24 protein-coding genes are annotated in these 21,764 nt (G+C 72.8%); 8 read left to right on the top strand and 16 right to left on the bottom strand.

Annotated features, from left to right (window positions below):
* Nucleotides 1-424 (top strand): beta-xylosidase family glycoside hydrolase (locus tag Cco03nite_RS13920; protein WP_506272207.1); only part of this gene is annotated, 424 nt, incomplete at its 5' end.
* Between the two features lie 96 nt (nt 425-520).
* Here Cco03nite_RS13920 and Cco03nite_RS13915 read toward each other — a convergent pair.
* Nucleotides 521-1,114, bottom strand: a complete 594-nt coding sequence (locus Cco03nite_RS13915) for a pentapeptide repeat-containing protein (protein ID WP_203692474.1) — start codon at nt 1,112-1,114, stop codon at nt 521-523.
* A gap of 9 nt (nt 1,115-1,123) precedes the next feature.
* On the bottom strand, nt 1,124-2,389 hold the full coding sequence (locus Cco03nite_RS13910) for an MFS transporter (RefSeq protein WP_203692473.1): 1,266 nt from the start codon (nt 2,387-2,389) through the stop codon (nt 1,124-1,126).
* Between the two features lie 162 nt (nt 2,390-2,551).
* Between Cco03nite_RS13910 and Cco03nite_RS13905 the strand changes: the two genes are divergently transcribed.
* Nucleotides 2,552-3,118 (top strand): DUF4352 domain-containing protein, encoded by a 567-nt coding sequence (locus tag Cco03nite_RS13905; RefSeq protein ID WP_203692472.1) that lies wholly within the window; start codon nt 2,552-2,554, stop codon nt 3,116-3,118.
* On the opposite strand, the gene Cco03nite_RS13900 is transcribed toward Cco03nite_RS13905, so the two are convergent.
* Complete coding sequence (locus Cco03nite_RS13900) at nt 3,103-3,633, bottom strand: pyridoxamine 5'-phosphate oxidase family protein (RefSeq protein ID WP_203692471.1); 531 nt, start codon at nt 3,631-3,633, stop codon at nt 3,103-3,105. The two genes, Cco03nite_RS13905 and Cco03nite_RS13900, sit on opposite strands and share 16 nt — an antisense overlap.
* 217 nt (nt 3,634-3,850) lie before the next feature.
* Nucleotides 3,851-4,450, bottom strand: coding sequence for a cadmium resistance transporter (locus tag Cco03nite_RS13895; protein WP_203692470.1), 600 nt, complete (start codon nt 4,448-4,450; stop codon nt 3,851-3,853).
* Between the two features lie 132 nt (nt 4,451-4,582).
* Between Cco03nite_RS13895 and Cco03nite_RS13890 the strand changes: the two genes are divergently transcribed.
* The gene (locus Cco03nite_RS13890; RefSeq protein ID WP_425546948.1) at nt 4,583-6,541 is read left to right on the top strand and encodes a proprotein convertase P-domain-containing protein; all 1,959 of its coding nucleotides are present in this window, start codon (nt 4,583-4,585) and stop codon (nt 6,539-6,541) included.
* Nucleotides 6,542-6,715: 174 nt separating this feature from the next.
* On the opposite strand, the gene Cco03nite_RS13885 is transcribed toward Cco03nite_RS13890, so the two are convergent.
* The 5 genes from Cco03nite_RS13885 to Cco03nite_RS13865 all read right to left on the bottom strand — a co-directional run bounded on the left by Cco03nite_RS13885 (nt 6,716) and on the right by Cco03nite_RS13865 (nt 12,274).
* Nucleotides 6,716-7,303, bottom strand: coding sequence for a GTP-binding protein (locus Cco03nite_RS13885; protein WP_203692469.1), 588 nt, complete (start codon nt 7,301-7,303; stop codon nt 6,716-6,718).
* Complete coding sequence (locus tag Cco03nite_RS13880) at nt 7,284-7,691, bottom strand: DUF742 domain-containing protein (protein WP_239167357.1); 408 nt, start codon at nt 7,689-7,691, stop codon at nt 7,284-7,286. Before Cco03nite_RS13880 ends, Cco03nite_RS13885 begins: the two co-directional genes overlap by 20 nt.
* Nucleotides 7,688-8,095: a roadblock/LC7 domain-containing protein gene (locus Cco03nite_RS13875; protein ID WP_203692483.1), complete on the bottom strand. Its 408-nt coding sequence runs from the start codon at nt 8,093-8,095 to the stop codon at nt 7,688-7,690. Before Cco03nite_RS13875 ends, Cco03nite_RS13880 begins: the two co-directional genes overlap by 4 nt.
* A 2-nt stretch (nt 8,096-8,097) precedes the next feature.
* On the bottom strand, nt 8,098-10,863 hold the full coding sequence (locus tag Cco03nite_RS13870; RefSeq protein WP_203692468.1) for a sensor histidine kinase: 2,766 nt from the start codon (nt 10,861-10,863) through the stop codon (nt 8,098-8,100).
* Between the two features lie 169 nt (nt 10,864-11,032).
* On the bottom strand, nt 11,033-12,274 hold the full coding sequence (locus Cco03nite_RS13865; RefSeq protein WP_203692467.1) for a M20 metallopeptidase family protein: 1,242 nt from the start codon (nt 12,272-12,274) through the stop codon (nt 11,033-11,035).
* Between the two features lie 226 nt (nt 12,275-12,500).
* On the opposite strand from Cco03nite_RS13865, the gene Cco03nite_RS13860 reads away from it, so the two are divergent.
* Together Cco03nite_RS13860 and Cco03nite_RS13855 are read left to right on the top strand one after the other, a co-directional pair.
* Nucleotides 12,501-12,983, top strand: coding sequence for a cation:proton antiporter regulatory subunit (locus Cco03nite_RS13860; RefSeq protein WP_203692466.1), 483 nt, complete (start codon nt 12,501-12,503; stop codon nt 12,981-12,983).
* A 5-nt stretch (nt 12,984-12,988) separates the two neighbouring features.
* Nucleotides 12,989-14,248, top strand: coding sequence for a cation:proton antiporter (locus tag Cco03nite_RS13855; RefSeq protein WP_203692465.1), 1,260 nt, complete (start codon nt 12,989-12,991; stop codon nt 14,246-14,248).
* Nucleotides 14,249-14,397: 149 nt separating this feature from the next.
* Here Cco03nite_RS13855 and Cco03nite_RS13850 read toward each other — a convergent pair whose 3' ends face one another.
* The 4 genes from Cco03nite_RS13850 to Cco03nite_RS13835 all read right to left on the bottom strand — a co-directional run bounded on the left by Cco03nite_RS13850 (nt 14,398) and on the right by Cco03nite_RS13835 (nt 16,461).
* A complete protein-coding gene (locus Cco03nite_RS13850) occupies nt 14,398-14,913 on the bottom strand; it encodes a DinB family protein (RefSeq protein WP_203692464.1) in 516 nt (171 codons plus the stop codon).
* 122 nt (nt 14,914-15,035) lie between these two features.
* Nucleotides 15,036-15,248: a hypothetical protein gene (locus tag Cco03nite_RS13845; RefSeq protein WP_203692463.1), complete on the bottom strand. Its 213-nt coding sequence runs from the start codon at nt 15,246-15,248 to the stop codon at nt 15,036-15,038.
* Nucleotides 15,248-15,571, bottom strand: coding sequence for an ArsR/SmtB family transcription factor (locus Cco03nite_RS13840; RefSeq protein WP_203692462.1), 324 nt, complete (start codon nt 15,569-15,571; stop codon nt 15,248-15,250). The genes Cco03nite_RS13845 and Cco03nite_RS13840 overlap by 1 nt, the downstream gene beginning before the upstream one ends.
* Nucleotides 15,572-15,663: 92 nt before the next feature.
* Nucleotides 15,664-16,461: a helix-turn-helix domain-containing protein gene (locus Cco03nite_RS13835; protein WP_203692461.1), complete on the bottom strand. Its 798-nt coding sequence runs from the start codon at nt 16,459-16,461 to the stop codon at nt 15,664-15,666.
* Nucleotides 16,462-16,566: 105 nt separating this feature from the next.
* On the opposite strand from Cco03nite_RS13835, the gene Cco03nite_RS13830 reads away from it, so the two are divergent.
* A complete protein-coding gene (locus Cco03nite_RS13830) occupies nt 16,567-17,832 on the top strand; it encodes an alpha-L-fucosidase (RefSeq protein ID WP_203692482.1) in 1,266 nt (421 codons plus the stop codon).
* 37 nt (nt 17,833-17,869) lie between these two features.
* Here the strand turns inward: Cco03nite_RS13830 and Cco03nite_RS13825 are convergent, their stop codons facing one another.
* Complete coding sequence (locus Cco03nite_RS13825) at nt 17,870-18,529, bottom strand: hypothetical protein (RefSeq protein WP_203692460.1); 660 nt, start codon at nt 18,527-18,529, stop codon at nt 17,870-17,872.
* Between the two features lie 176 nt (nt 18,530-18,705).
* Here Cco03nite_RS13825 and Cco03nite_RS13820 point away from each other — a divergent pair, with 176 nt between their 5' ends.
* Nucleotides 18,706-19,332, top strand: coding sequence for an aspartate/glutamate racemase family protein (locus Cco03nite_RS13820; protein ID WP_203692459.1), 627 nt, complete (start codon nt 18,706-18,708; stop codon nt 19,330-19,332).
* A gap of 87 nt (nt 19,333-19,419) precedes the next feature.
* On the opposite strand, the gene Cco03nite_RS13815 is transcribed toward Cco03nite_RS13820, so the two are convergent.
* On the bottom strand, nt 19,420-20,220 hold the full coding sequence (locus Cco03nite_RS13815) for a TIGR02452 family protein (RefSeq protein ID WP_203692458.1): 801 nt from the start codon (nt 20,218-20,220) through the stop codon (nt 19,420-19,422).
* Between the two features lie 119 nt (nt 20,221-20,339).
* Nucleotides 20,340-21,338 carry an aldo/keto reductase gene (locus Cco03nite_RS13810; RefSeq protein ID WP_203692457.1) on the bottom strand — a complete coding sequence of 333 codons (999 nt, stop codon included), beginning with the start codon at nt 21,336-21,338 and terminating at the stop codon, nt 20,340-20,342.
* Between the two features lie 52 nt (nt 21,339-21,390).
* Between Cco03nite_RS13810 and Cco03nite_RS13805 the strand changes: the two genes are divergently transcribed.
* A complete protein-coding gene (locus tag Cco03nite_RS13805; protein WP_203692456.1) occupies nt 21,391-21,762 on the top strand; it encodes a MerR family transcriptional regulator in 372 nt (123 codons plus the stop codon).
* Nucleotides 21,763-21,764 lie beyond the last annotated feature (2 nt).

Genomic DNA, 21,764 nt, shown 5'->3' with positions numbered 1-21,764 from the left:
GCCGGCCGACCACCGGCAGCTCGCCGGGATCACCGGCTACTACAACACCCAGAACTGGTACTACGCGTACGTGACCCGGGCCGACGACGGCCGGCGCCTGCTGGAGGTGCTCAGCTCGAACAGCGGCAAACGCACCGCCCACCCCGAACTGGCCGTCGACGTGACCGGGCTGGACCGGGTCGGCCTGCGGGTGGAGTTCGACGGTCCCGCGCTGCGCTTCGCGTACCACACCGGGGTCGGCTGGCAGCAGCTCCCGGCGACGTTCGACGCGACGATCCTGTCCGACGAGCACGCTGCCCGCGAGGTCGACGGCGAACCCGCCGCCTGGGGCTTCACCGGCGCCTTCCTCGGCCTCTGGGTCCAGGACCTCGGCGCCGACGGCGCCTACGCCGACTACGACCACGCCACCTACCTCGAACACTGACCCCTCCCGACCGGAACAAAGGAAGGGCACCTTCTTAACGGACGTCCGTGTAGAAGGTGCCCTTCCCATCGTCCGAGGGCGGTGGGGTGGGGTGGCTCAGCCGATGCGGAGGCCGAGGGTTTGGGCCAGGACGACGGCTTGCGGGGCGTCGATGACGGCGTCGCGGAGTTCGACCTCGTTGGGGTGCAGCGCGGTGAGGTCGCTGCCGCGCAGGTCGCAGCGGTTGAGCTTGGCCTTGGCCAGGTGCGCGCCGGACAGGTCCACGGCGGTGATCGTCGCGCCGTCGCAGACGGCGGAGGTCAGGTCGGCCTCGCGCATGCGTACGCCGGAGAAGGTGACGCCGCGCAGGTCGGCGTCGGACAGGTTGACGAACGACCAGTCGCCGCCGGTCACCCGCAGCGGCCGCAGCGTGCACTGCTCGAACACGCTGCCGGTCAGCTTGCACCCGGTGAACTCGGCCTCGAACAGGTTGCAGCGCAGGAACTGGCAGCGCAGGAACGCGCTGTCGGTATGCCGGGAGGCGTTGAACTTGACGTTGCCGAACACGCACTCCTCGAACACGGCGTTCTGGCTGGTCAGCTCGGTCATGTCGACGTCGCGGAAGGTGCAGCGCACGAAGTGCCGCTCCACCAGCTCGTCGCCGTACCAGTCCTCGCCGGAGAAGCTCGTGTCCGCTGTCACCTCTGCCATCCGGCCAGCCTATGCCGCGACCGGAGCCGGCGCCGGGACGGGCTGTGCGACCGGTTCGGGGGCGCGCATGCGGCGGACCGCCGGGACGGCGAGCAGGGCCAGCGCGGCCGGCACGCCCAGCAGCGTCATGCCGTACAGCGTCGGGCGCAAGCCGATCTCCTGCGCGATCGGGCCGGCGACGGCGAGGCCCAGCGGCATCAGGCCCGCGGTCAGCAGGTAGTCGTAGGAGCTGACCCGCGACAGCGCCGCCTGCGGCACGTTGGCCTGCAGCGACGTCTCCCACATCGTGAACGCCAGCGCCACCGCCACGCCCGTGACGGCCTCCAGCGCGGCGATCACCGGGATGGTCGGGCCGGCCCCGATGATCAGGGCCTGGCAGGAGGCGACGGCCAGCGCCGCCGCGGCGATCACCAGCGGGCGGCCGATGCGTACGCGCAGCGCGATCACGTCGCCGACGACGGAGCCGACGCCGAACGCCGCCACCACCACCGACCAGGCCGCCGCGCCGCCGAACTCCTGCGCCGACAGCACCGGCCCGAGCACGAACACCGACGGCAGCACCACCACGTGGTACACCGACAGCGCGGCGAGCGTCGACCAGACCCAGGTCCGCGACATGACCTCGGTGAAGCCCTCGCGCAGCTGGGCGAGGAAGCCACCCCGCGGGGCGTCCGCGGGGTCGGCGGCGCGCGGCCTGAGCCGGGCCAGGAACGCGGCGCTGACGGCGAAGCTCAGCGCGTCGAGGGCGATCGCGCCGCCCGGCCCGACCAGGAAGATCAGGCCTCCGGCCAGCGCCGGTCCGGCGACCAGGCCGGTCGACATCACCAGGCCGCGCAGCGCGTTGGCCTCCTGGAGCCGTTCCGGGCCGACGATCAGCGGCATCAGCCCGCCGGCGGCGGGCGCGAAGAAGGCGTCGGCGGTGCCGAACACCGCCATCAGCACGACCAGGTGCGAGATCCGCGCGGCACCGGTCAGCAGCAGTACCGCCACCATGGCCTGGCTCACGAAGCGGACCAGGTCGGAGACGAGCATCACCCGCTGCCGGGGCAGCCGGTCCGCCCATACGCCACCGGCCAGCGCGAAGACCAGGAACGGGACGAGCGTGGCCGCGCTGACCAGGCCCACGTCGGCCGCGTCCGCGCCGGGGATGGACAGCACGGCGAACGGCATGATGACGAAGCTGATCCGGTCGCCGACCATGGACAGCGCCTGGCCGTAGAAGTAGCGGGCGAACTGGCGTTCCTCGCGCAGCACAGCCGGAATCAGCGACCTCATGACTACCCTCTTCTCAGCTTTCGAGGACGGGCGGAGACGGCCGCGTTCCTGGTGACAGCCCAGGCTAGGAGCCCGGCGGCGACCTGGGCAACGCAATTCCGCGGCCGACCGCGGCTCACGCGAACTGTCGACCGAGGCGGTCGCGCGGTCTACGATGCGACGATGTCGACCCCCCGGCCCTCCCGGCACCGGCCTGCGCTGATCGCCGTGCTGCTCCTCGGTGCCGTGGTCGGCCTGGGCTGCGGGGTCAAGCCGCAGCAGTCGAACGTGACCGGCGGAGGCAACCCGGCCGCGTCCGCACCGGCCAGGTCGCCGGAGTCCGCGCCGACCGCGAAACTCGGGCAGAGCATCGAGACCAGCGGCGGGCTGGGCGACAACCGGGTGGCGTACACGGTCAGCAAGCTGTCCCGGCACACCGTGGCCCCGGACAGCGCGCTGGTGCGCCCGAAGAAGGGCGTGTTCATCGCGATCACGGTCGAGGTGAAGGTGAGCGCGGGCAAGACGTACGCCTGCTTCTGCGACTTCGCGCTGGTCGCCGCGGACGGCACGCTGTTCGAGCCGGTGCTGCCGTTCGGCTTCGACGCCGGCATGCAGTCGGTCACCTTGAACACCGGCGAGAAGGCGGGCGGGGTGGTCGTGTTCGACGTGCCGAAGGACGCCGCCGACGGGCTGCGGGTGCAGTTGCGTCCCGACATCACCAACGACGTACGCGGTTACTGGACCGTCTGATCGTCTCTGCGCCGCCAGAACTGGCGCGGGGCGTAGCCGTCGCGGCGCAGCCAGTGCTCGGTGTACACGATGCGCTCCGCCTCGATGACCACCAGCGGACCCGCCGGCGGCTCGTCCAGCGGGCGGGACCGCTCGACGTGGTCGCTCTGCCAGCGGAACGCCTCCCAGTGGTGGTCGAACTCCGCGTCGCCGCGCTCCAGCGCCCGTGCCCGGCCGAACAGCTGCACGCCCCGGCTGCTGGCCTGCCCGACCAGCGGGGCGAACACGCCGACGGAGACCCGCGGGTCGGCGGCGAGGTTGCGCATCTTCGGCGACGTCGCCACGGCCGTGAACATCACCGCGAAGTCGAGGTGGTAGTAGCGCACCGGGGTGGCCAGCGGGCCGTCCGCACCGGTGGTGGCCAGCACGCACATGTTCTGCGAGGACAGCAGGTTGAGGATGCGCTCTTCGAGCCGCTCGCGCGGCAGCCGCCGGGTCGGCGACGGCCCGGCCAGCCAGGGATTCGTCACAGCCATGATCGAGTCTCGCACGGCCGCACGCGGTGGCGGGACATGGGTGCCACCGTATTTGCTCTGCACCCAAAAGCTTGCTCTGCACCCACGGACGCAACAGCACCGATCCGTTGCGCCGATGGGTGCAGAGCAAGGGAATGGGTGCAGAGCAAATGCGCGGCGGGGGCATCCCCCTCGGCCGCGCCGCCGCGGCCGGGTAGTACCGCGGCACGGAGTCGGGTCAGGCGCCGGTGAACAGCGGCGAGTCCAGGATGATCAGCAGGCCGATGGCGATGAAGACGGCCGGAACCAGCCAGTGGCCGTAGCGCTCGATGAAGGCCACCACGCGGGGGTGTGCGCCGAGCCAGGCTGCGGCGGCGCACCAGACGGCGACGAGGACCAGGAAGACGGCGATCGTGACGAGGCTGTCGGTGACGCCGATGGTGCGGAACACGGGTGTGTAGACGGCGATGTTGTCGGCGCCGTTGGCGACGGTGACCCCGGCGACGGCCAGGGCGGTGGTGGCCACGGCGGGCGGGGGGCCGCCGTCGCCGCGGGAGCGCAGCGTCTGGATCAGGGCGCGTACTCCCAGCAGCAGCGGGATGAGGCCGAGCAGGCCGATCCAGCGGTCGGGCACCACGGCGAGGCCGGCGGCGGCGAGGGCGGATGCGCCGATCAGGGCGGCGATGCCGGCGTACTGGCCGGTCCAGATCTCCCAGCGGCGCGGGCGGCCGGTGGTGCGGCTGCTCAGGAACAGCACGGTGAGCACGATCAGGTCGTCTACGTTGGTGCCCGCGAACAGCGCGACGGCGGCGACGACGGTTCCGGACAGGTGATCCACGGGCGGAAGCTTACGGCCATCGGTCGGCTGGACCCCAGCGTGTCGGGTTCCACCTATTCAAATCTATCTACTTTACGTTCTATCCTCCTCAGGACCGGCAACCCCGGCGCACTCGACCCCGAGGAGTACGGCGTGAGAAGAAACCCCATCATCCGCGGCATTCTCGTCTTGGCCATGGCACTCGCCGGAGCCGTGGCCGTCCCGGCCGCCCCGGCGCTCGCCCTGGCCCCGCCCGACATCTCGCTCACCGACATCCGCACCCACCTGCAGCAGTTCCAGACGATCGCGAGCAGCAACGGCGGCAACCGCCGGTCCACCACGGCCGGCTACACGGCGTCGGTGAACTACGTGTTCAACGCGCTGACCGCGGCCGGATACAGCGTCGTCAAGCAGAACTGCACCTCGGGCTGCACCAGCGGGGCCGGGCCGAACATCATCGCGGACTGGCCGGGTGGCGACGCCAACCAGGTGCTCATGCTGGGCGCGCACCTCGACGGCGTGTCCGCCGGGCCGGGCATCAACGACAACGCCTCGGGCTCGTCGATGCTGCTGGAGCTGGCACTGACGCTGGCCGAGCAGAACCCGACCATGGTCAAGCACGTGCGCTTCGGCTGGTGGACCGACGAGGAGCAGGGCCTCAACGGGTCCGAGTTCTACGTCAACTCGCTGTCGTCGGCCGACCGCGCGAAGATCACCGGCTACCTGAACTTCGACATGATCGCCTCCACCAACGGCGGCTACTTCATCAACCGCATCACCAGCAGCCTCGGGCAGACCATCAAGGCGTACTACGACGCGAACTTCCCCGGGCTGAACCCCGAGGAGAACGTCGAGGGCGCGGGCCGCTCCGACGACGCCTCGTTCAACGCGGCCGGCATCCAGACCAGCGGCATCGCCGCGGGAGCGAGCGCCAACAAGACGTCGGCGCAGGTCACCAAGTGGGGCGGCACGACCGGGGACTACGACCCCTGCTACCACGCGTCGTGCGACACGTTCCCGAGCAACATCAACGACACGGTGCTGAACCGGGCCGCCGACGCCGCCGCGTACGCGGTGTGGACGCTGGCCGTGGGCACGCCCGCGGGCAACGACTTCTCGATGGCCGCCGGCCCCGCCTCGGGCAGCACCACGGCCGGCGGTTCGGTGACCTCCACCATCGGCACCACCGTCACCAACGGCAGCGCCCAGTCGGTCGCCCTGTCCGCGTCCGGCCTGCCCAGCGGCGCGACCGCGTCGTTCAGCCCGTCGACGATCACCTCGGGCGGCTCGTCGACGCTGACCATCGCGACCAGCGCGAGCACGCCGGTCGGCACGTACACGGTGACCGTCACCGGCACCGGCAGCGCCGCGACCCGGACCACGACGTTCTCGCTGACCGTCGCCGGGCCGCCCGGCTGCTCGGCCACCAACCCGACCGACGTCACCATCATCGACCAGGGCACGGTGGAGTCGTCGATCGCGATCACCGGCTGCACCGGCAACGCGGGCTCGGCGAGCACGGTCGAGGTGCACATCGTGCACACGTACGTCGGTGACCTGATCGTCAGCCTGGTCGCGCCCGACGGCACGCTCTACACGCTGCGCAACAAGACCGGCGGCAGCGCGGACAACATCGACCAGACGTTCACCGTGAACCTGTCGAGCGAGGTCGCCAACGGCACCTGGAAACTGCGGGTGCAGGACGCGGGCCCGTCGGACGTCGGGTACGTCAACAGCTGGACGCTGAATCTGGGCGGGACGCTGCCGCCGGGCTGCGGCGGCGCCAACGCCACCGACGTGACCATCGTGGACCTGGGCACCGTCAACAGCCCGATCACCGTCTCGGGCTGCTCCGGCAACGCGTCGGCGACGTCGACCGCCGAGGTGCACATCGTGCACACGTACAAGGGTGACCTGGTGGTGACCCTGGTGGCGCCGGACGGCAGCACCTACGTGCTGCACAACCGCAGCGGCGGCAGCGCGGACAACATCGACCAGACGTACACCGTCAACCTGTCGACCGAGGTGCGCAACGGCACCTGGAACCTGCGGGTCCAGGACGCCGCCTCGAACGACGTGGGCTACATCAACAGCTGGACACTGACCCTGTGACCGGCTGACCGAACTCCGCTGCCCCGGGCCCGCACCGCCCGGGGCAGCGGCGCCCTCCGACGGGAGACGGCGGCACCCCCCAGGCGCCGCCGTCCCCCGTCACCGCGGGCGTCACGGGTGTCTGCCCGGCGCGCCGCCCCTCCTGCGGCACGGCGGGCAGTTCCCCGCGCCGTCCTAGCCCACGGCGTGTGCCCCCTGTGTCATCACCTGCTCCAGCAAGGTGACCAGGACTTCCTTGACCGACTCGCGGCGTCTCGCGTCGCACAGCCGCACCGGCACGTGCGGGTCGAGGTTGAGCGCCTGCTCGACCTCCTGCGCCTGGTACACCCGAGCGCCGTCGAAGCAGTTGACCGCCACCACGAACGGGGTGCCGCGCTGCTCGAAGTAGTCGATCGAGCCGAACGCGTCCTCCAGCCGCCGGGTGTCGGCCAGCACCACCGCGCCGATCGCGCCGTACGCCAGCTCGTCCCAGACGAACATGAAACGCTCCTGCCCGGGCGTGCCGAACAGATAGAGCACCAGGTCGTCGTTGATGGTGATGCGGCCGAAGTCGAGCGCGACCGTGGTGGTGGACTTGGTCTCCACGCCGGCGGTGTCGTCCACGCCGATGCTCTCGTCGGTCAGCAGTTCCTCGGTGAGCAGCGGCGAGATCTCGCTGACCGCACCGACCAGCGTGGTCTTGCCGACGCCGAACCCGCCCGCGACCAGGATCTTGAAGGCGGCCGGGATGCCGCCCTCGTCGTCATAGGGCTCGGATGCCATCGATGACCGCCTTGAGAATGTCCGCGCTGGGGAGCTGGTTGACGTTGACGGGGGCGCGCCGCCGGACGAGCCGCCGTTCGAGCAGGTCGCTGAGCAGCACGCGCACCGTGCCGGCGGGCAGCCGCAGGTACGAGGCGATCTCCGCCACCGACACGGGCCGCTGGCACACCGCCATGATCTCGGCGTACACCGAGCCCAGGCCCCCGTCGGAGGGCAGCGTGGGCCGGGTGGCCACGACGACCGCGATCAGGTCCAGGTCGCCGTGGCGCGGCCGGGTCCGGCCGGAGGTCATCGCGTACGGGCGGATCAGCGGCCCGGCCTCCTCGTCGACCCACAGCAGCCCGTCGCCGGGCATGCCGTCGGGTTGCAACGGCTGTGCCACGTTCACGGGTGGCTGCCGCGGGCCGGTGCGGTCAGGTACTGGCCCACCCGCACCACGAGCATCGCCATCTCGTAGGCCACCAGGCCCGCGTCGGCGTCCTTGCCCGCGACCACGGCCAGGCAGGCGCCGTTGCCCGCGGCCGTGACGAACAGGAAACCGCTGTCCATCTCGATGATCGCCTGGCGGGCCTTGCCCTTGCCGAAGCGCCGTCCCGCCCCGCGGGCCAGGCCGAACAGGCTGGCCGCGACGGCGGCGAGGTGCTCGGCGTCCTCCCGGCTCAGCTCCGCGGACGCGGCCATGAGCAGGCCGTCGGCGGACAGCACGATGGCCTTCTGGGCCTGCGCCACCCGTTCGACGAAATCGTCGGCGAGCCAGGCCAGGTCGGACGCTGCTCTCGTCTTCTGCTCCACGGTCATTCCCCTCCGCCTTGCCCTTCCTCGTGCCGCGGCGCTGTGCGCGGGCTCGGCCGTCGCGGCAGTGCGGGCCGGTCCTCGGGCTCCGGCTCGGGCTCGCCCAGGCCGCGGGGTTCGGTGGCGATCTGTTCGGCGGCGAGCCGGCCCCGCCGGCTGCCCTGCTGGTATGCCGCGATCAGGCTGTAGACCTGAGACGCAGGGCGCTCGCCGGGTCCCGGGACGAGGTCGCCGGACCCCGGCTCGGACTGCTGCGACCCGCCGGGGGTCAGCCGTAACTCGACTCCCGGCGGCGACTCCGATGGTTCCTCCACCACCCGCACGGCCTCGGCCCGCTGCTCCGCCAGGGGCACCGCGGGCACCGCCGGGCGGGCCCGCACCGGCAGGCCCGACGGGGTGTAGACGGTGCCCTCGACCGGGCCGCGCGGGGCGGGCACCACGGTGCCGCCGGTCAGCCCGGCGTCCGAGGTGGAGCCGTTGACCCGGGCGACGGCGGCGGGGGTGGCGGCGGCGGCCGTGGTGGTCGCGGCGACGGCGGGCGCGGGAACGGCGGCCGGGCCGGCCGGGGTCGGCGCGGCCGCGCCCTCGGCCATCGGCTCGGCGGGCGGCTCCCACTCGTCAAGCGCGGCCGGCCGGGACTCGGGCTCCGGCGACACGCCCGCCGCGGGCTCGCCCAAGGCGGGCGCGGCCGCCACCGGCGCGCGCTGCGGCCGCTCGGCAGCCGGGCGGGGCGTGCGGACCGGCAGCGTGCCCGTAGGCTGCGCAGACGCGGTGACGGCGGCGCGGTGGTCCCCGTCGCCGGTGGCGCGGGCCACGAGTTCGGCGGCCGGCTGCGGCGGCGGGCCGGTGACGACGCGGTGCTCGCCGCTGTCGTGGCCGGGCGCGGGCGTCCAGGCGTCCGAGACCAGGCTCGACGGCAGCAGCACGATCGCCGTGGTGCCGCCGCCCGCCGAGGGCTGCAGCCGGACCTTGATGTGGTGGCGCTCGGCGAGCCGGCCGACGACGTACAGGCCGAGCCGCGGCGTGCCGGTGAGCAGGAACTCGGCGGGTTCGTGCAGCTGGGCATTGGCCTGTTCCAGGTCGGCGGGGGTCATTCCCAGGCCGTGGTCCTCGACCTCGATCACGTATCCGGCGCCGACCGCGGAGCCGCCGACGTTGACCAGGGTGTGCCGGGGCGAGAACGCCAGCGCGTTCTCCATCAGCTCGGCCAGCAGGTGCACCACGTCGCCGACGGCGTGCCCGGCGAGCCCGGCGGCCTCGCTGGACAGCACGTTGACCCGCGGATACTCCTCGACCTCGGCGACCGCGGCGCGGATCACGTCGACCACCGGGATGGTGCGCCGCCAGCCGCGGCCGGGCACCGCGCCGGCGAGCACGATCAGGTTCTCCGCGTTGCGGCGCATGCGGGTGGCCAGGTGGTCGACCCGGAACAGCTCGTCGAGTTCGGCGGCGTCGGTGGCCCGGCGCTCCATGGCGTCGAGCATGGTGAGCTGGCGGTGCACCAGGGTCTGGCTGCGCCGGGCCAGGCTCAGGAACAGGTCGCGTACGCTGCGGCGCAGCTCGGCCTGCTCGACGGTGGCCCGGATCGCGGTCTCCTGCACGGCGTTGAACGCCTGGCCGACCTGGCCGATCTCGTCGTTGCCGAAGGCCAGCGGCGGCGCTTCGGCGACGACGTCGACCTCCTCGCCGGCCCGCAGCCGCTGCACCACCCGGGGCAGCCGTTCGCCTGCCAGCTCGTCGGCGGCGTCGCGCAGCCGCCGCAGCTGGGTCACGATGGCCCGCGCGGTGGTGATCGACAGCACGATGGACGCGACGACGGCGATGAGGCCGAGGCCGGCGGCCAGCACCAGCCGCACGATGACCAGGATGGTCGGGCCCTTCGCGCGGGCGATGGTCGCCTCGGCGAGGTCGATGTCGAGCTGTGCCAGCGCGGTCAGCGCCGGGTCGAACGCGGCCCGCCAGTCGGCGGCGGTGACCGGCGGGGCCTCGTTGGGCCGGGCGCGGGCGACGATCAGGTCCTCGACCTGGGTCAGCCGGGTCAGCGCGGGACCTTCCAGCACCGGGTCGTAGATCGCCGTGTCGTCGGGCAGGCCCTCCAGGCCGGTGGCGCGGATGTTGCGCTGCGCGCCGACGAGCTGGGCGAACTCGGCCGCGTCGGTGGCCGAGAAGCGGCCCGCGGCGAGCACGCCGGACATCAGCGCGTCCTCCTGCGACAGCAGCTCCCGGCCCCGGGACATGATCAGCAGGTGGCTGAGCTGGTCGTTGATGGCCTGGTCGTCGAAGCTGGCGATGGTCGCGAAGATGCGGTATCCGGCGCCGATGGTCTCGGTGTAGTAGGCGACCGCTTCGCTGCGCTCGCCGGTGCGCTGGTCGACGTCGGCGCGCACGGGGCCGAGCCCGTCGAGCATCCGGCCCAGGTCGGCGATGTTGCGCTCGGCGATCGGGGTGGCGGCCCAGCCGGCGGTGGTGCCGCGCACCGATTCGCGGAAGCGCGCCGCGGCGGCGTCGGTGGCGGCGCGGGCGGTGGCCAGCTCGGCGCGGTGGGCGCTGTCGTCGGCGGCCAGCACGACGGCGGAGATGCGGCGCTCGGCCTGCAGCGCGGCGACGAGGGAGTCGGTGGGGCGGCCCACCTCCTGGTCGAGCGTGCTGATCCAGAAGAGGTTGAGGCCCTCGCGCATGGTCACGAACGCGGCGAAGGCCCACAGTGCGGCGAGGGAGGCGAGCAGAAAGGCGATCTTCGCCCGCAGGTTCGAGGTCCGGGAGCTCATCACTTTCCCACCGACGCTAGAGGGCCGACCGCGACGGTCCGCGCCTGTCGGTGCTATGACCGCCACGCAAGGTGACTGACAACCAGCACTCAACACGACGCGGCCGCTTCGGCGTCGCACCCCCTGTGCGACACGTCCGGACAGGTCCACGGACTCCTAACCGGACGTCCTAACGCGACAGACGCCGCCAGGCGAGTTCGGCGAGCAGCACGGCCCCGTCGGGCACCACCGCGTCGTCGTAGCGGGCCTCGGGCGCGTGGTTGAGCGGGGCGGTCACCGGGTCGAGGCCGGGCGGGCAGGCGCCGAGGTAGACGAACGCCCCGGGCACCCGTTCGAGCACGTACGACATGTCCTCGGCGCCCGCCACCGGGTTGGCCGTCCACGCGAAGCGGTCCTCGCCGAACAGCTCCACGGCGGTGCGCGCGGCGAACTCGGCCTCGCCGCCGTCGTTCATCGTCACCGGGTAGCCGGGCACGTAGTCGGCGTCGGCGGTGAGCCCGTGCGCGGCGGCGATGCCGCGCACCACGTCCAGCACACCCTGGCGCACCCGTTCCCGGGTGGCCGGTGAGAACGAGCGCAGCGTCGCGCCGAACTCGGCCCGCGCCGGGATGACGTTCTCGACGGTGCCGGCGTGGAAGGTGCCGACCGTGATGACGGCCGGGTCGAAGATGTCGATGCCGCGGGTGACGAAGGTCTGCAGCGCGGTCACCATCTCGCACGCGGCCGGGATGGGGTCCTTGGCGAACTGGGGCGCGGACCCGTGGCCGCCCGCGCCGCGTACGGTCACCTTCAGCGTGTCCGCGGCGGCGAGCATCGGCCCGCGCCGGGTGGAGAAGCGCCCGAACGGCTCCAGCGCCGACAGCGCGTGCAGGCAGTACGCCGCCACCGGGTGCTCGCCGGCGGCGTCCAGCAGACCCTCGGCGATCATCGGTTCGGCCCCGCCGGGCCCCTCCTCGCCGGGCTGGAACATGAAGATCACGCTGCCGGGCAGCCGGTCGCGCACCTCGCACAGCAGCCGGGCCGCGCCGGCCAGCATCGCCACGTGCAGGTCGTGCCCGCAGGCGTGCATGGCCCCGGCCACCTCGGAGGCGTACTCCAGCCCGGTCAGCTCGGTCACCGGCAGCGCGTCCATGTCGCCGCGCAGCAGCACCACCGGGCCAGGCCGGCCGCCGCGCAGCACCGCGACGACCGAGCTGAGCGAGCGGCCCGTGGTGATCTCCAGTGGGAGCCCGTCCAGCGCCGCCAGCACGGCGGCCTGGGTCTGCGGCAGGTGCAGCCCGATCTCGGGGCGGCGGTGCACCTGCCGCCGCAGCGCGATGAGGTCCGCGGCGTGCTCCTGGACGGCGGCGCGGAAGCCGGGCTCGGCGGCGGTGCCGCCCGTGCCGGCGGCGGGCGAGGCGAGGGTCGACATGGCGGCACGCTATCCGAAGCCGGCCATGCGCGACAGGCCTCGCCCCGCGCGGCGCCGGGGTCCGCGATCACGGAGCGTCGACCGGGGGTCAAGCGAACTTGAAGTCGACCATGGCTGACCTGCGACGACACCGACGTCAGCGCGGTAACGGACTACCTGCCAGTAGACCAGTTACCTATCGGTTCGGTAGGGTTACCTCAGTCGATCACGCACAGGAGGTTGAGCCTTGGACGTCGAGCGCACCGCGTTACCGGGCATCGGGTTGCGGCACGAGTTCCAGACCGCACGGGGACAGCACGCGGCCGTGGTGTCGCACGTCTCCGGACGGCGGGACATCGTGATCTACCACCCTGATGATCCCGATACCGCCGTCGCCACGTTGTCGCTCAACACCGACGAGGCCAACGGCGTGGCCGAACTGCTGGGCACCTCCCGGATCGTGGAGCGCCTGGCCGACCTGCGCCGCCAGGTCGTGGGCCTGCTCACCGTCCAGGTCCCCGTCATCGCGGGCTCGCCGTTCGACGGGCGCACCCTGGGCGACACCCAGGCCCGCACCCGGACCGGCGCGTCCATCGTCGCGGTCATCCGCGGCGGCGAGATCCTCGCCAGCCCCCGCCCCGACTTCGTGTTCCACCCCGGCGACCTCGCCGTCGCGGTGGGCACCGCCGAGGGCACCGCCGCCGTCACCGACATCCTCAACAACGGCTGACGCGTATGCACGGAGCCCTCGTACTGATCGAAATCGGCGCGGTCATCCTCGCCCTGGGCCTGCTCGGCGCGGTGTCGCTGCGGGTCGGCATCTCCCCCATCCCCCTCTACCTGCTCGCCGGCCTCGCGTTCGGCAAGGGCGGCCTGCTGCCCATCGACGAGGCGGGCGAGTTCGCCGCGACCGGCGCCGAGATCGGCGTCATCCTGCTGCTGTTCACGATGGGCCTGGAGTACACCGCGCCCGAACTGGTCAGCACGCTGCGCCACAACGCCCCCGCGGGCCTGGTCGACCTGGTGCTGAACTCGGCGCCCGGCGTCATCGTCGCGCTGCTGCTGGGCTGGGGTCCGGTGGCGGCCGTGGCGCTGGGCGGCATCACGTACGTCACCTCGTCCGGCATCACCGCGAAGGTCCTGTCCGACCTGAACTGGCTGGGCAACCGCGAAGTGCCCGTCGTGCTGTCGCTGCTGGTCTTCGAGGACCTGACCATGGCGATGTACCTGCCGATCCTGACCGCGATGCTGGCCGGCGCGAGCTTCGCCACCGGCCTGACCACGCTGGGCATCGCGGGCCTCACCATCACCGTCATCCTCGTCGTCGCGCTGAAGTTCGGCCGGTACGTGGAGAAGTTCGTCGCCTCGCCCAGCTCGGAGGTGCTGCTGCTCAAGGTGCTCGGCCTGACCGTGCTGGTCGCCGGCATCGCCCAGGAGCTGCAGGTCTCCGCCGCGGTGGGCGCGTTCCTGGTCGGCATCGCGCTGTCCGGGCCGCTCGCGCACACCGCCCGGGAACTGCTCACGCCCCTGCGGGACGTGTTCGCGGCGGTGTTCTTCGTCTTCTTCGGCCTGCAGACCGACCCGACGGCACTGCCGCCGGTCGCCGGCATCGCCATCCTGCTGGCGCTGGCGGGCATCGCGACGAAGATGGCCACCGGCTGGTGGGCCGCCAAGCGGGCGCACATCAGCGTCGCGGGCCGGCTGCGCGCCGGGGTGGCGCTGCTGCCGCGTGGTGAGTTCAACATCGTCATCGCCGGGCTGGCCGTCGCCGCGGGCATCGAACCGCAGCTCGGTCCGCTGGCCGCGGCGTACGTGCTGATGCTGGCCGTGCTCGGCCCGCTCACCGCCCGCGGCGTCGAACCGCTGATCAACCGGATCAGCCGCCGTCGCCGCACCCCGGAACCGGCTTCCGCCCCGCCCACCGCCCAGCCCGAGCCGGCCCACCTGCCCACCCAGCGCGGCCCCGACCCCGACACCTCCCCCGCCCAGGCCTGAGCCGAGCCGTCCACCACACCCCGACCCGCATTTCCATAAACGTTGGCCTATCTCATCGAATAAATCGAGATCAACTTCGATGAGATAGGCCAACGTGTATCAAAAACGGGGTGCGGACGCCCGCGTGGCGTGGAGGCTCCGGTCGCCGGTCACTCCCACAGGTAGGCGTGCCAGGGGCCGACCTCGGTGGTGTACCGGCTGGCCAGGGCCTGGGTGACCTGGCCCAGGTGGACGTGGTCATGGGTGGTCCAGGTGGCCAGCAGCTGGCCCAGGGTGACCGGGCCGAATGCCGGGTGCGCGCCCTCGCGGTCGAGGTCGTCGGCGGTCAGGTCGAAGCCGCGCAGCGCGGCGAGGTTCTCCGCCCGCAGGGTGCGGAACAGGTCGAGCAGCTCGGCGGTGGAGCGGTCGGCCGCGATCGCGACATGGCCGTCGCGGTCGAACGGCGTGAACGGCACCGACGTGCCGTGGTCGAGGATGATGCGGGCCCGCGGGATCCAGTCGGTGCGCTCGCCGTGGATGAAGTGGCCGAGCACGTCGTGCGCGCTCCACTCGCCCTCGGCCGGCCGCTGCCGCGCCCATCCGTCGTCGAGGTCACCGAGCAGGGCGTCGAGCACATCGGGCGTACGGCTCAGCGCGGCGATCGCGTCAGGCAGCTGGAACGTCATGGTCATCAGACTAAGGCGGCGCTCATTTCACGCGCAGCCGCTGATCGAACCCCAGGCGCCGGGGACCGGCCGGAGCCGGTCCCGCACGTTCCGTGGTAGGCGGCACAGCGGCGCCGACGACGTCAGTCGACCGAGGCCAGCACCTTCTCGATCTTGCTGACCCGGGCCTGCAGGTCGGCCAGCTGCGCGGCGATCGCGGCCAGCTGGTCGGAGCTTCCCGAGAGCGCCCTGGCCTTGGCGTTCTGCTGGCGGTGCCACAGCACCATGCCGGTGATCGCGATGACGAACATGCCGACGATCCAGATCGTGCCCATGCTCATGGAGTACGAGTTCATCAGTTGTCTCCTTCCACGGTGGTGAGCGTGCGCGCGGCCTGCGCGATGCTCTGCGGGGTGAGTGTCACGGTGAACGGCACCGTGTCGTAGTACTTCATGGCCTTGCCGTCGGCGGACAGCTCGAACGCGGCGGTGACCAGGCCCGCCGCCTCCAGCTTGGCCAGGTGCAGTTGCAGCAGCGGCCGGCTGATGCCCAGCTCGCGGGCCAGCGCGCTCACGTAGTTGCGCCCGTGCGCCAGTGCGGCGATGACGCGCATGCGGTGCGGGTTGGCCAGTGTCGCCAGGATCCGCGCCAGCTCGTCGCCGGTGTGCGACGTCTCCATCGGCCCCCCTAGCTTCTACTTTCACCTGCAAGAAAAAACTAGCATGTGCCTGCAAGCGCTGTCGAGCCGTGAAGACGACAGCGGACGTGCGGTCAGCGCGCGGCGCGCAGGGCACGCGGGGACAGGCCGAACTCGCGGCGGCAGGCCTTGTTGAACGCCTGCAGGTCGGCGATGCCGACGGAGGCGGCGACGGCCGGGATGGACAGCGTCGAGCGGCGCAGCAGGTGCTCGGCCCGCGCCAGCCGGCGGCGGCGCAGGTACGCCACCACGGTGTCGCCGGTCTCGGCCCGGAACAGCCGGGTCAGATGGTTGTGCGACACGCCCGCGTGCCGGGCGGCGTCCGGCACCGACACCGGCTCGGCCAGCCGCGCCTCCAGGTAGGCCATCGCCGCGGCGACCGCCGGATGCGGGCCGCCGGATCGCGCGTCGGGCTCGGCGCGCGGCAGCTGGGCCACCCGCCACAGCACCGCCCACACCTCCGCCGCGGCCTGCGCGGGCCGGCGCGGCGCGGCCGCCACCGCCTGGCGCAGCATGGCCGACAGCGCCGCGGCCTGCGCCCCCGCGTCCTGCATCACCGGCACCGCCAGCGGTGTCCCGGCGCGCGCGAGGCGCAGGTGGGCGTACAGGTGCTCGGAGCGCCCCCGGTAGTCGAAGCGCACCTCGACCCCCGGCGGGATCAGGCTGACGTGCCCGGGGCGGATCGGGTGGGCGACCCCGCCGACCGTGAGCTCGCCCTGGTAGCCGTACAGGTGCAGTTGCCACAGCTCGGGCAGCAGGAACGACTCGCGGGCCACCGCGGTGCCGTGCACGCCCACCCCGATGTTCGCCACCTGCGGCGGGCCGTCCAGGCGCAGGCGCACCGTCCGGCCGCCGGGCGCCAGCCCCGTCATGGTGAAAACGTACCAGTGATGGTGAGCAGAACCAACGCGCTGCCAGGCGATCGGGCCCTAGCCTTACCCACCGTCGACCAGAAAGACAGGAGCACGACAGTGGCCATGCAGCCCTGGTTCGCCGAGGCCAAGCTCGGCATCTTCCTCCACTGGGGGATCTACGCCGTCGACGGCACCCTGGAGTCGTGGGCCTTCTACGCCGGCGAGGTCCCGCACGAGCAGTACATGCGCCAGCAGGCCGGCTTCGCGGGCGAGAACTACGACCCGAAGGCGTGGGCGGAGCTGTTCGCCAGGGTCGGCGCCCGCTACGCGGTGCTCACCGCCCGCCACCACGACGGCATCGCGCTCTGGGACTCCGCGCGAGGCGGGCGCAACGTCGTCGAGCACACCCCCGCCGGGCGCGACCTGATCGGCCCGTACGCGCAGGCGCTGCGCGAGCGCGGCCTCAAGGTGGGCCTCTACTACTCGCACTCGGACTGGAACCACCCCGACTACGCCTCGGTGCGCAGCCAGGGCGAGGCGCAGCACGTCAACGACAGCGAGTGGGTCGCGCCGCAGGACGGCAAACCCGACGACGAGCAGGCGTGGGCCCGGTATCTGTCCTACCGCGACGGCCAGGTCGGCGAGCTGGTCGAGCGCTACCGCCCGGACCTGCTCTGGTTCGACGGCGAGTGGGAGCGCAGCGAGCAGCAGTGGCGCATGCGGGAGCTGTCCGCGCAGATCCTGGCCGCCGCGCCGGACACCGTGCTCAACGCGCGCATGATGTCCTACGGCGACTACGCCACCCCGGAGCAGGGCATCCCGATGCGGGCGCCGGACGGCCCGTGGGAGCTGTGCCTGACCGTCAACGACTCGTGGGGCTACCGGCCCGGCGACACCAACCACAAGTCCGTGGGCCAGCTGGTGCGCTACTTCACCGAGACCATCGGCATGGGCGGCAACCTGCTCCTCGACGTCGGCCCGCGGGCCGACGGCACGATCCCGGCCGAGCAGGTCGAGCGGCTGGAGGGCCTCGGGGCGTGGATCGCGCGGCACGAGGCGGCCGTCTTCGGCACCGTCGCGGGACTGCCCGCGGGCCACCACTACGGCCCGAGCACCGTGTCGCCCGACCGGCGCACCCTGTACCTCGTGTGCTTCGGCTCCCCCGGCGACGCCGTCGCGGTCAAGGGACTGCGTACGCCGGTGCGGCGGGCGCACGTGCTGGGCACCGGGGCCGCGCTCGGCCACCGCGTCACCGGCGGTCACGCCGAGGTGCCCGGCGTGACCTGGATCGACGCGCCGGCGGCCGCCGACCTCGACCCGTACGCCACCGTCATCGCGGTGGAGCTGGCCGGCGAGCTCGACCTCTACTGCGGCACGGGCCGCGCCTGAGTGACGGCGTACGCGGCCGCCCGCGGCGAGACCGGTGTCAGCCGCGCCGGGACCGCTGCGGGCGGTCGCGGCCGCGGCGCACCTCGACCACCGGGCTCACCACCGCGTCGTCCCGGTCGGCTGATCGCGCGGGCTGCCCGTAGGGGCGGCCCGCGAGGAGCGCCGGCACCGCCACCACCAGCCAGAAGATCAGGAGCGCGCCGGCGCTGCCCGCGACGGGCTCGTCGGCGAGCATCGGGTTCGCGAGGCCGGCCGGATCGCGCAGCACCGTCGGCTGGTCGCCGATCCGCAGCGGCTCGCCTTCCTTCAGGGTGAGCTCTCCGCTGATCGGCGCTCCGCCGAGCTCGGTCAGGGTGTATCGGTGGCTGCGCGCCCCTTTGCCTTCGTAGCCCTCGCGGGCAGCGACCACGGTCGCCGCGACCGGCTCGCCCGCGAATTCCAGGACGACGGAGGACGCGGCCTGCATGAAAGCGATGTTGATCAGGAGCGCGAGGCCGCAGGCGGCGAAACCCCAGCGCATACGCAGGTCGCGCCCCTTGATCACGTAGATGCCGCCGACCGCCGCGACGACTCCCGCGAAGAACCCCAGCAGCATCAGATCCTGGTCCAGCAGTGCGGTACCCGCCACCGAGCTCACCAGCATGCCGCCGGTCAGCACACCCAGCAGCGGAAGTCCTCGCTTGATCGTCAGCAGCATGGGCATACGTTAGCCGTGCGCCGCCAGGGCCGAGGGCGCGCGGCGAACCGCCGATCCGCAGGGGCGTGATGCTCCGGCACCGCTGTGACGGCTGTCTCGCGAGGGGCCGGTCGGGGCGCACCCGGTGCTACGGTGATCCGCCCTCGAATGTCCGACTCGCACGGAAACGAACGACGATGCTGGCTCTCCTGCACACCTCGCAGGCCCATGTGCTCACCTTCGACCGGCTCCGCAACGAGGACGCGCCGGCGCTGACGCTGTACCACATCGTCGCCGAACACCTGCTCGACGACGCCCGCCGCCACGGCGTGCCGGCCGTCGCCGACCAGGTCGCCCAGCAGATCGGCCTCGCCGCGGAAGCCGGGGCGCGGGCGGTGCTGTGCACCTGCTCGACCATCGGCGCGCTCGCCGAGCAGGCCGCCGGCCGGGCGGGCATCCCCGTGCTGCGGGTGGACCGGCCGATGGCCGCCGCGGCCGTAGCCGCCGGCCCTCGGATCACCGTGCTGGCCGCGCTCGCCACCACGCTCGCGCCCACCACGGCGCTGATCGAGGAGGAGGCCGCCCGCGCGGGTCGGCAGGTCACGGTGTCCGCGCGGATGATCTGCGGCGCGTGGGACCGGTTCGAGGCCGGTGACCTCGACGGCTACCTCGACCGGGTCGCCGCGGCGCTGGCGGAGGTCACCGACGCCGACGTCGTCGTGCTGGCCCAGGCGTCGATGGCGCCGGTCACCGAACGCGGCGTGACCGCCATCCCCGTGCTGGCCTCGCCCCGCCTGGGCCTGCGGGCCGCCGCGGCGCTCTGAGGCCGGCCGCCGCGTTCGCTGCGCCGGGTGCCGGAGTGTGCCGGCCACCGCCTCGATCCGGGAGAAGATGCCAGGACTGCGCGCCGGTCAGCCGCCGAACACCCGCGCGAACGTCGCGTGCACCGGCGTGCCGGGCAGGTTGTCGTAGATCGCGAAGACGACCCGGTCGAAGCGGTCCACGGTGCGCAGCGCACCGGCGAAGGCCTGCGCGACCGCGGCCGGGTCGTTGCGGAACACCCCGCAGCCCCACGCGCCGAGCACCAGCGTCCGGTGCCCGTGCGCGGCCGCGACGGTGAGCACCCGGGTCGCCCGGCGCAGCAGCACCGCGGGCACGTCCGGCAGGTCGGCGGACTGGTTGCGGGCGATCGCGCCCAGGTTGGGCGCGGCCGAGGTCAGAAACGAGGTCTGGTACGCCTCGTCGAGCAGGTTGCCCTTGTCGTCCCGGAACACCGGCACGCGCGGCGAGTAGATCACCCGGTCGCTGTAGCGCAGGTCGTGCTGCGCCCGGTGGTGGGCGTAGAAGTCCGGCGCGGCCAGCAGGCTCGGGTAGAGGGCCGACGCCCGGGCGATGCTCTCCTCCTGGGCCTTCGCGCCGCCGAGGAAGCCGCCGCCCGGGTTCTTCGCCGAGGCGAACACCAGGCAGGCCGCCGCCGGACCGGCCCGCCGCGCGGCGACCAGCGTCGACTCCCTGGTCACCTCGATCTCCGGCTGCGGATTCTGCGCGCCGGTCAGGTTCAGTTGCTCGTCAGGCTCGTGGTGGCGGGTGCCCGCGACGGCTGCCTGTACCGCCGGTCCGATCTCGACCCGCTCGCCCGCCGCGTTGCGGTAGTCGCCGCGTTCCGCGATCTCCACCGTCTGCCGTGCGATCTCCCGCAGCCGCCCGCTCACATCCCCACCCCGTCCGTCTTCGACACGACGGCAACGGTGACAGGCCGCGCCACGCTCGGCAACCGTATTGCGCCGCCCGCCGAAGGGTCTGACCGCGCCGTCATGCCGCCGGGCCGGCGTCAGCCGCGCAGGTCGGCGAGCAGGGACTCGACCTCGGCGAACGCGTCGGCGGGCAGCGGGGTGCGGGCGAGCGGGGCGAAATTCTCCTCGGCCTGGGCGACGGTGCGGCAGCCGGGGATCGGCAGGTTGTGCGGGCTGCGGGCGAGCAGCCAGCCCAGCGCGCCCTGGGTGAGGGTGCGGCCGTCGGCGGTGAGCGCCTCCCGGACCCGGTCGACCCGTGCCGCCCACTCCGGCGTCGGCACGCCGGCGGTGAACCAGCGCAGCCACTCCGGGTTCTTGCCGCGTACGTCGTCGTTGCCGAGCGCGCCGACGGCGCCGTGGTACTTGCCGGTGAGCAGGCCCATCGCGAGCGGGCCGCGATTGAGCCCGGCCAGGTTCCAGGCGGCCAGCACGTCGACCATGGCGGCGTTGTCGTTCAGCACCGAGGTGTCGTACTGCACGGCCGCGCAGTGCGCCCCGGCCTTGGCGAACGCGGCGGCGCGCGCGGCGTCGTCGGTGCTCCAGCCGTACGCCCGGATGCGGCCCTGGGCGACCAGGTCCTCCAGGGTCTCCACCAGGTCGAGCGCCTGGTCGACCGGCAGGTGGCCCAGGTGCAGCTGGTACAGGTCGAGGTGGTCGGTGCCGAGCCGGCCGAGGATGCCGTCGAGGCAGCTGATCGCGTACGCGGCCGAGGAGTCCTCGCCGGTGGCCAGCCGGGTCCGCTCCTCGACGGTGAAGCCGAACTTGCTGGCGATGACCGCGCTGTCCCGCCGTCCGGCCAGGGCCCGGCCGAGCACCCGCTCGCTGTGGCCCGCGCCGTAGTTGCTGGAGGTGTCGAACAGGGTGATGCCGTGGTCGAGGGCCGCGTGCACGGTGCGGATCGACTCCTCGTCGTCCACCTCGCCCCAGCCGTAGGGCTGCCCGTCCTCGCCCCACAGCGGGCCGCCGATCGCCCAGCAGCCCATGCCCAGCGCGCTGACCTCGATCCCGCTGCGGCCCAATGTCCGTGTCGTCGTCATGCGGACCAGCCTGACACCTGGAGCGCGCTCCAGGTCAAGCTATCGTGGGCCGATGAGCGCGTACACCCCTTCCGAGACGTCCCGGCGCAGCGGCTTCAGCCTGGACACGCTGCGCTACTACGAGCGCATCGGCCTGCTGAGCGAGGTCGACCGCACGCCCGGCGGGCAGCGGGTCTTCTCCGATCACGACCTGGGCTGGCTCGGGCTGCTGCGCTGCCTGCGCGACACCGGCATGCCGATCAACCAGATGTGCCGCTTCGCGGAGCTGGCCCGCACCGGCGACGACAGCATCGCCGACCGTGTCGAGCTGCTGCGCGCCCACGCCGAGGCAGTCGAGGAGCAGATGGCGCTGCTGGAGCGGCAGTACGGGCACCTGCGGGACAAGATCCGCTACTACGAGAGCGAGCTGGCCGCCCGGTCGTAGCG

The organism is Catellatospora coxensis, from assembly GCF_016862635.1.
Classification (GTDB): domain Bacteria; phylum Actinomycetota; class Actinomycetes; order Mycobacteriales; family Micromonosporaceae; genus Catellatospora; species Catellatospora coxensis.
This window is presented reverse-complemented; position numbering and strand designations above follow the sequence as displayed.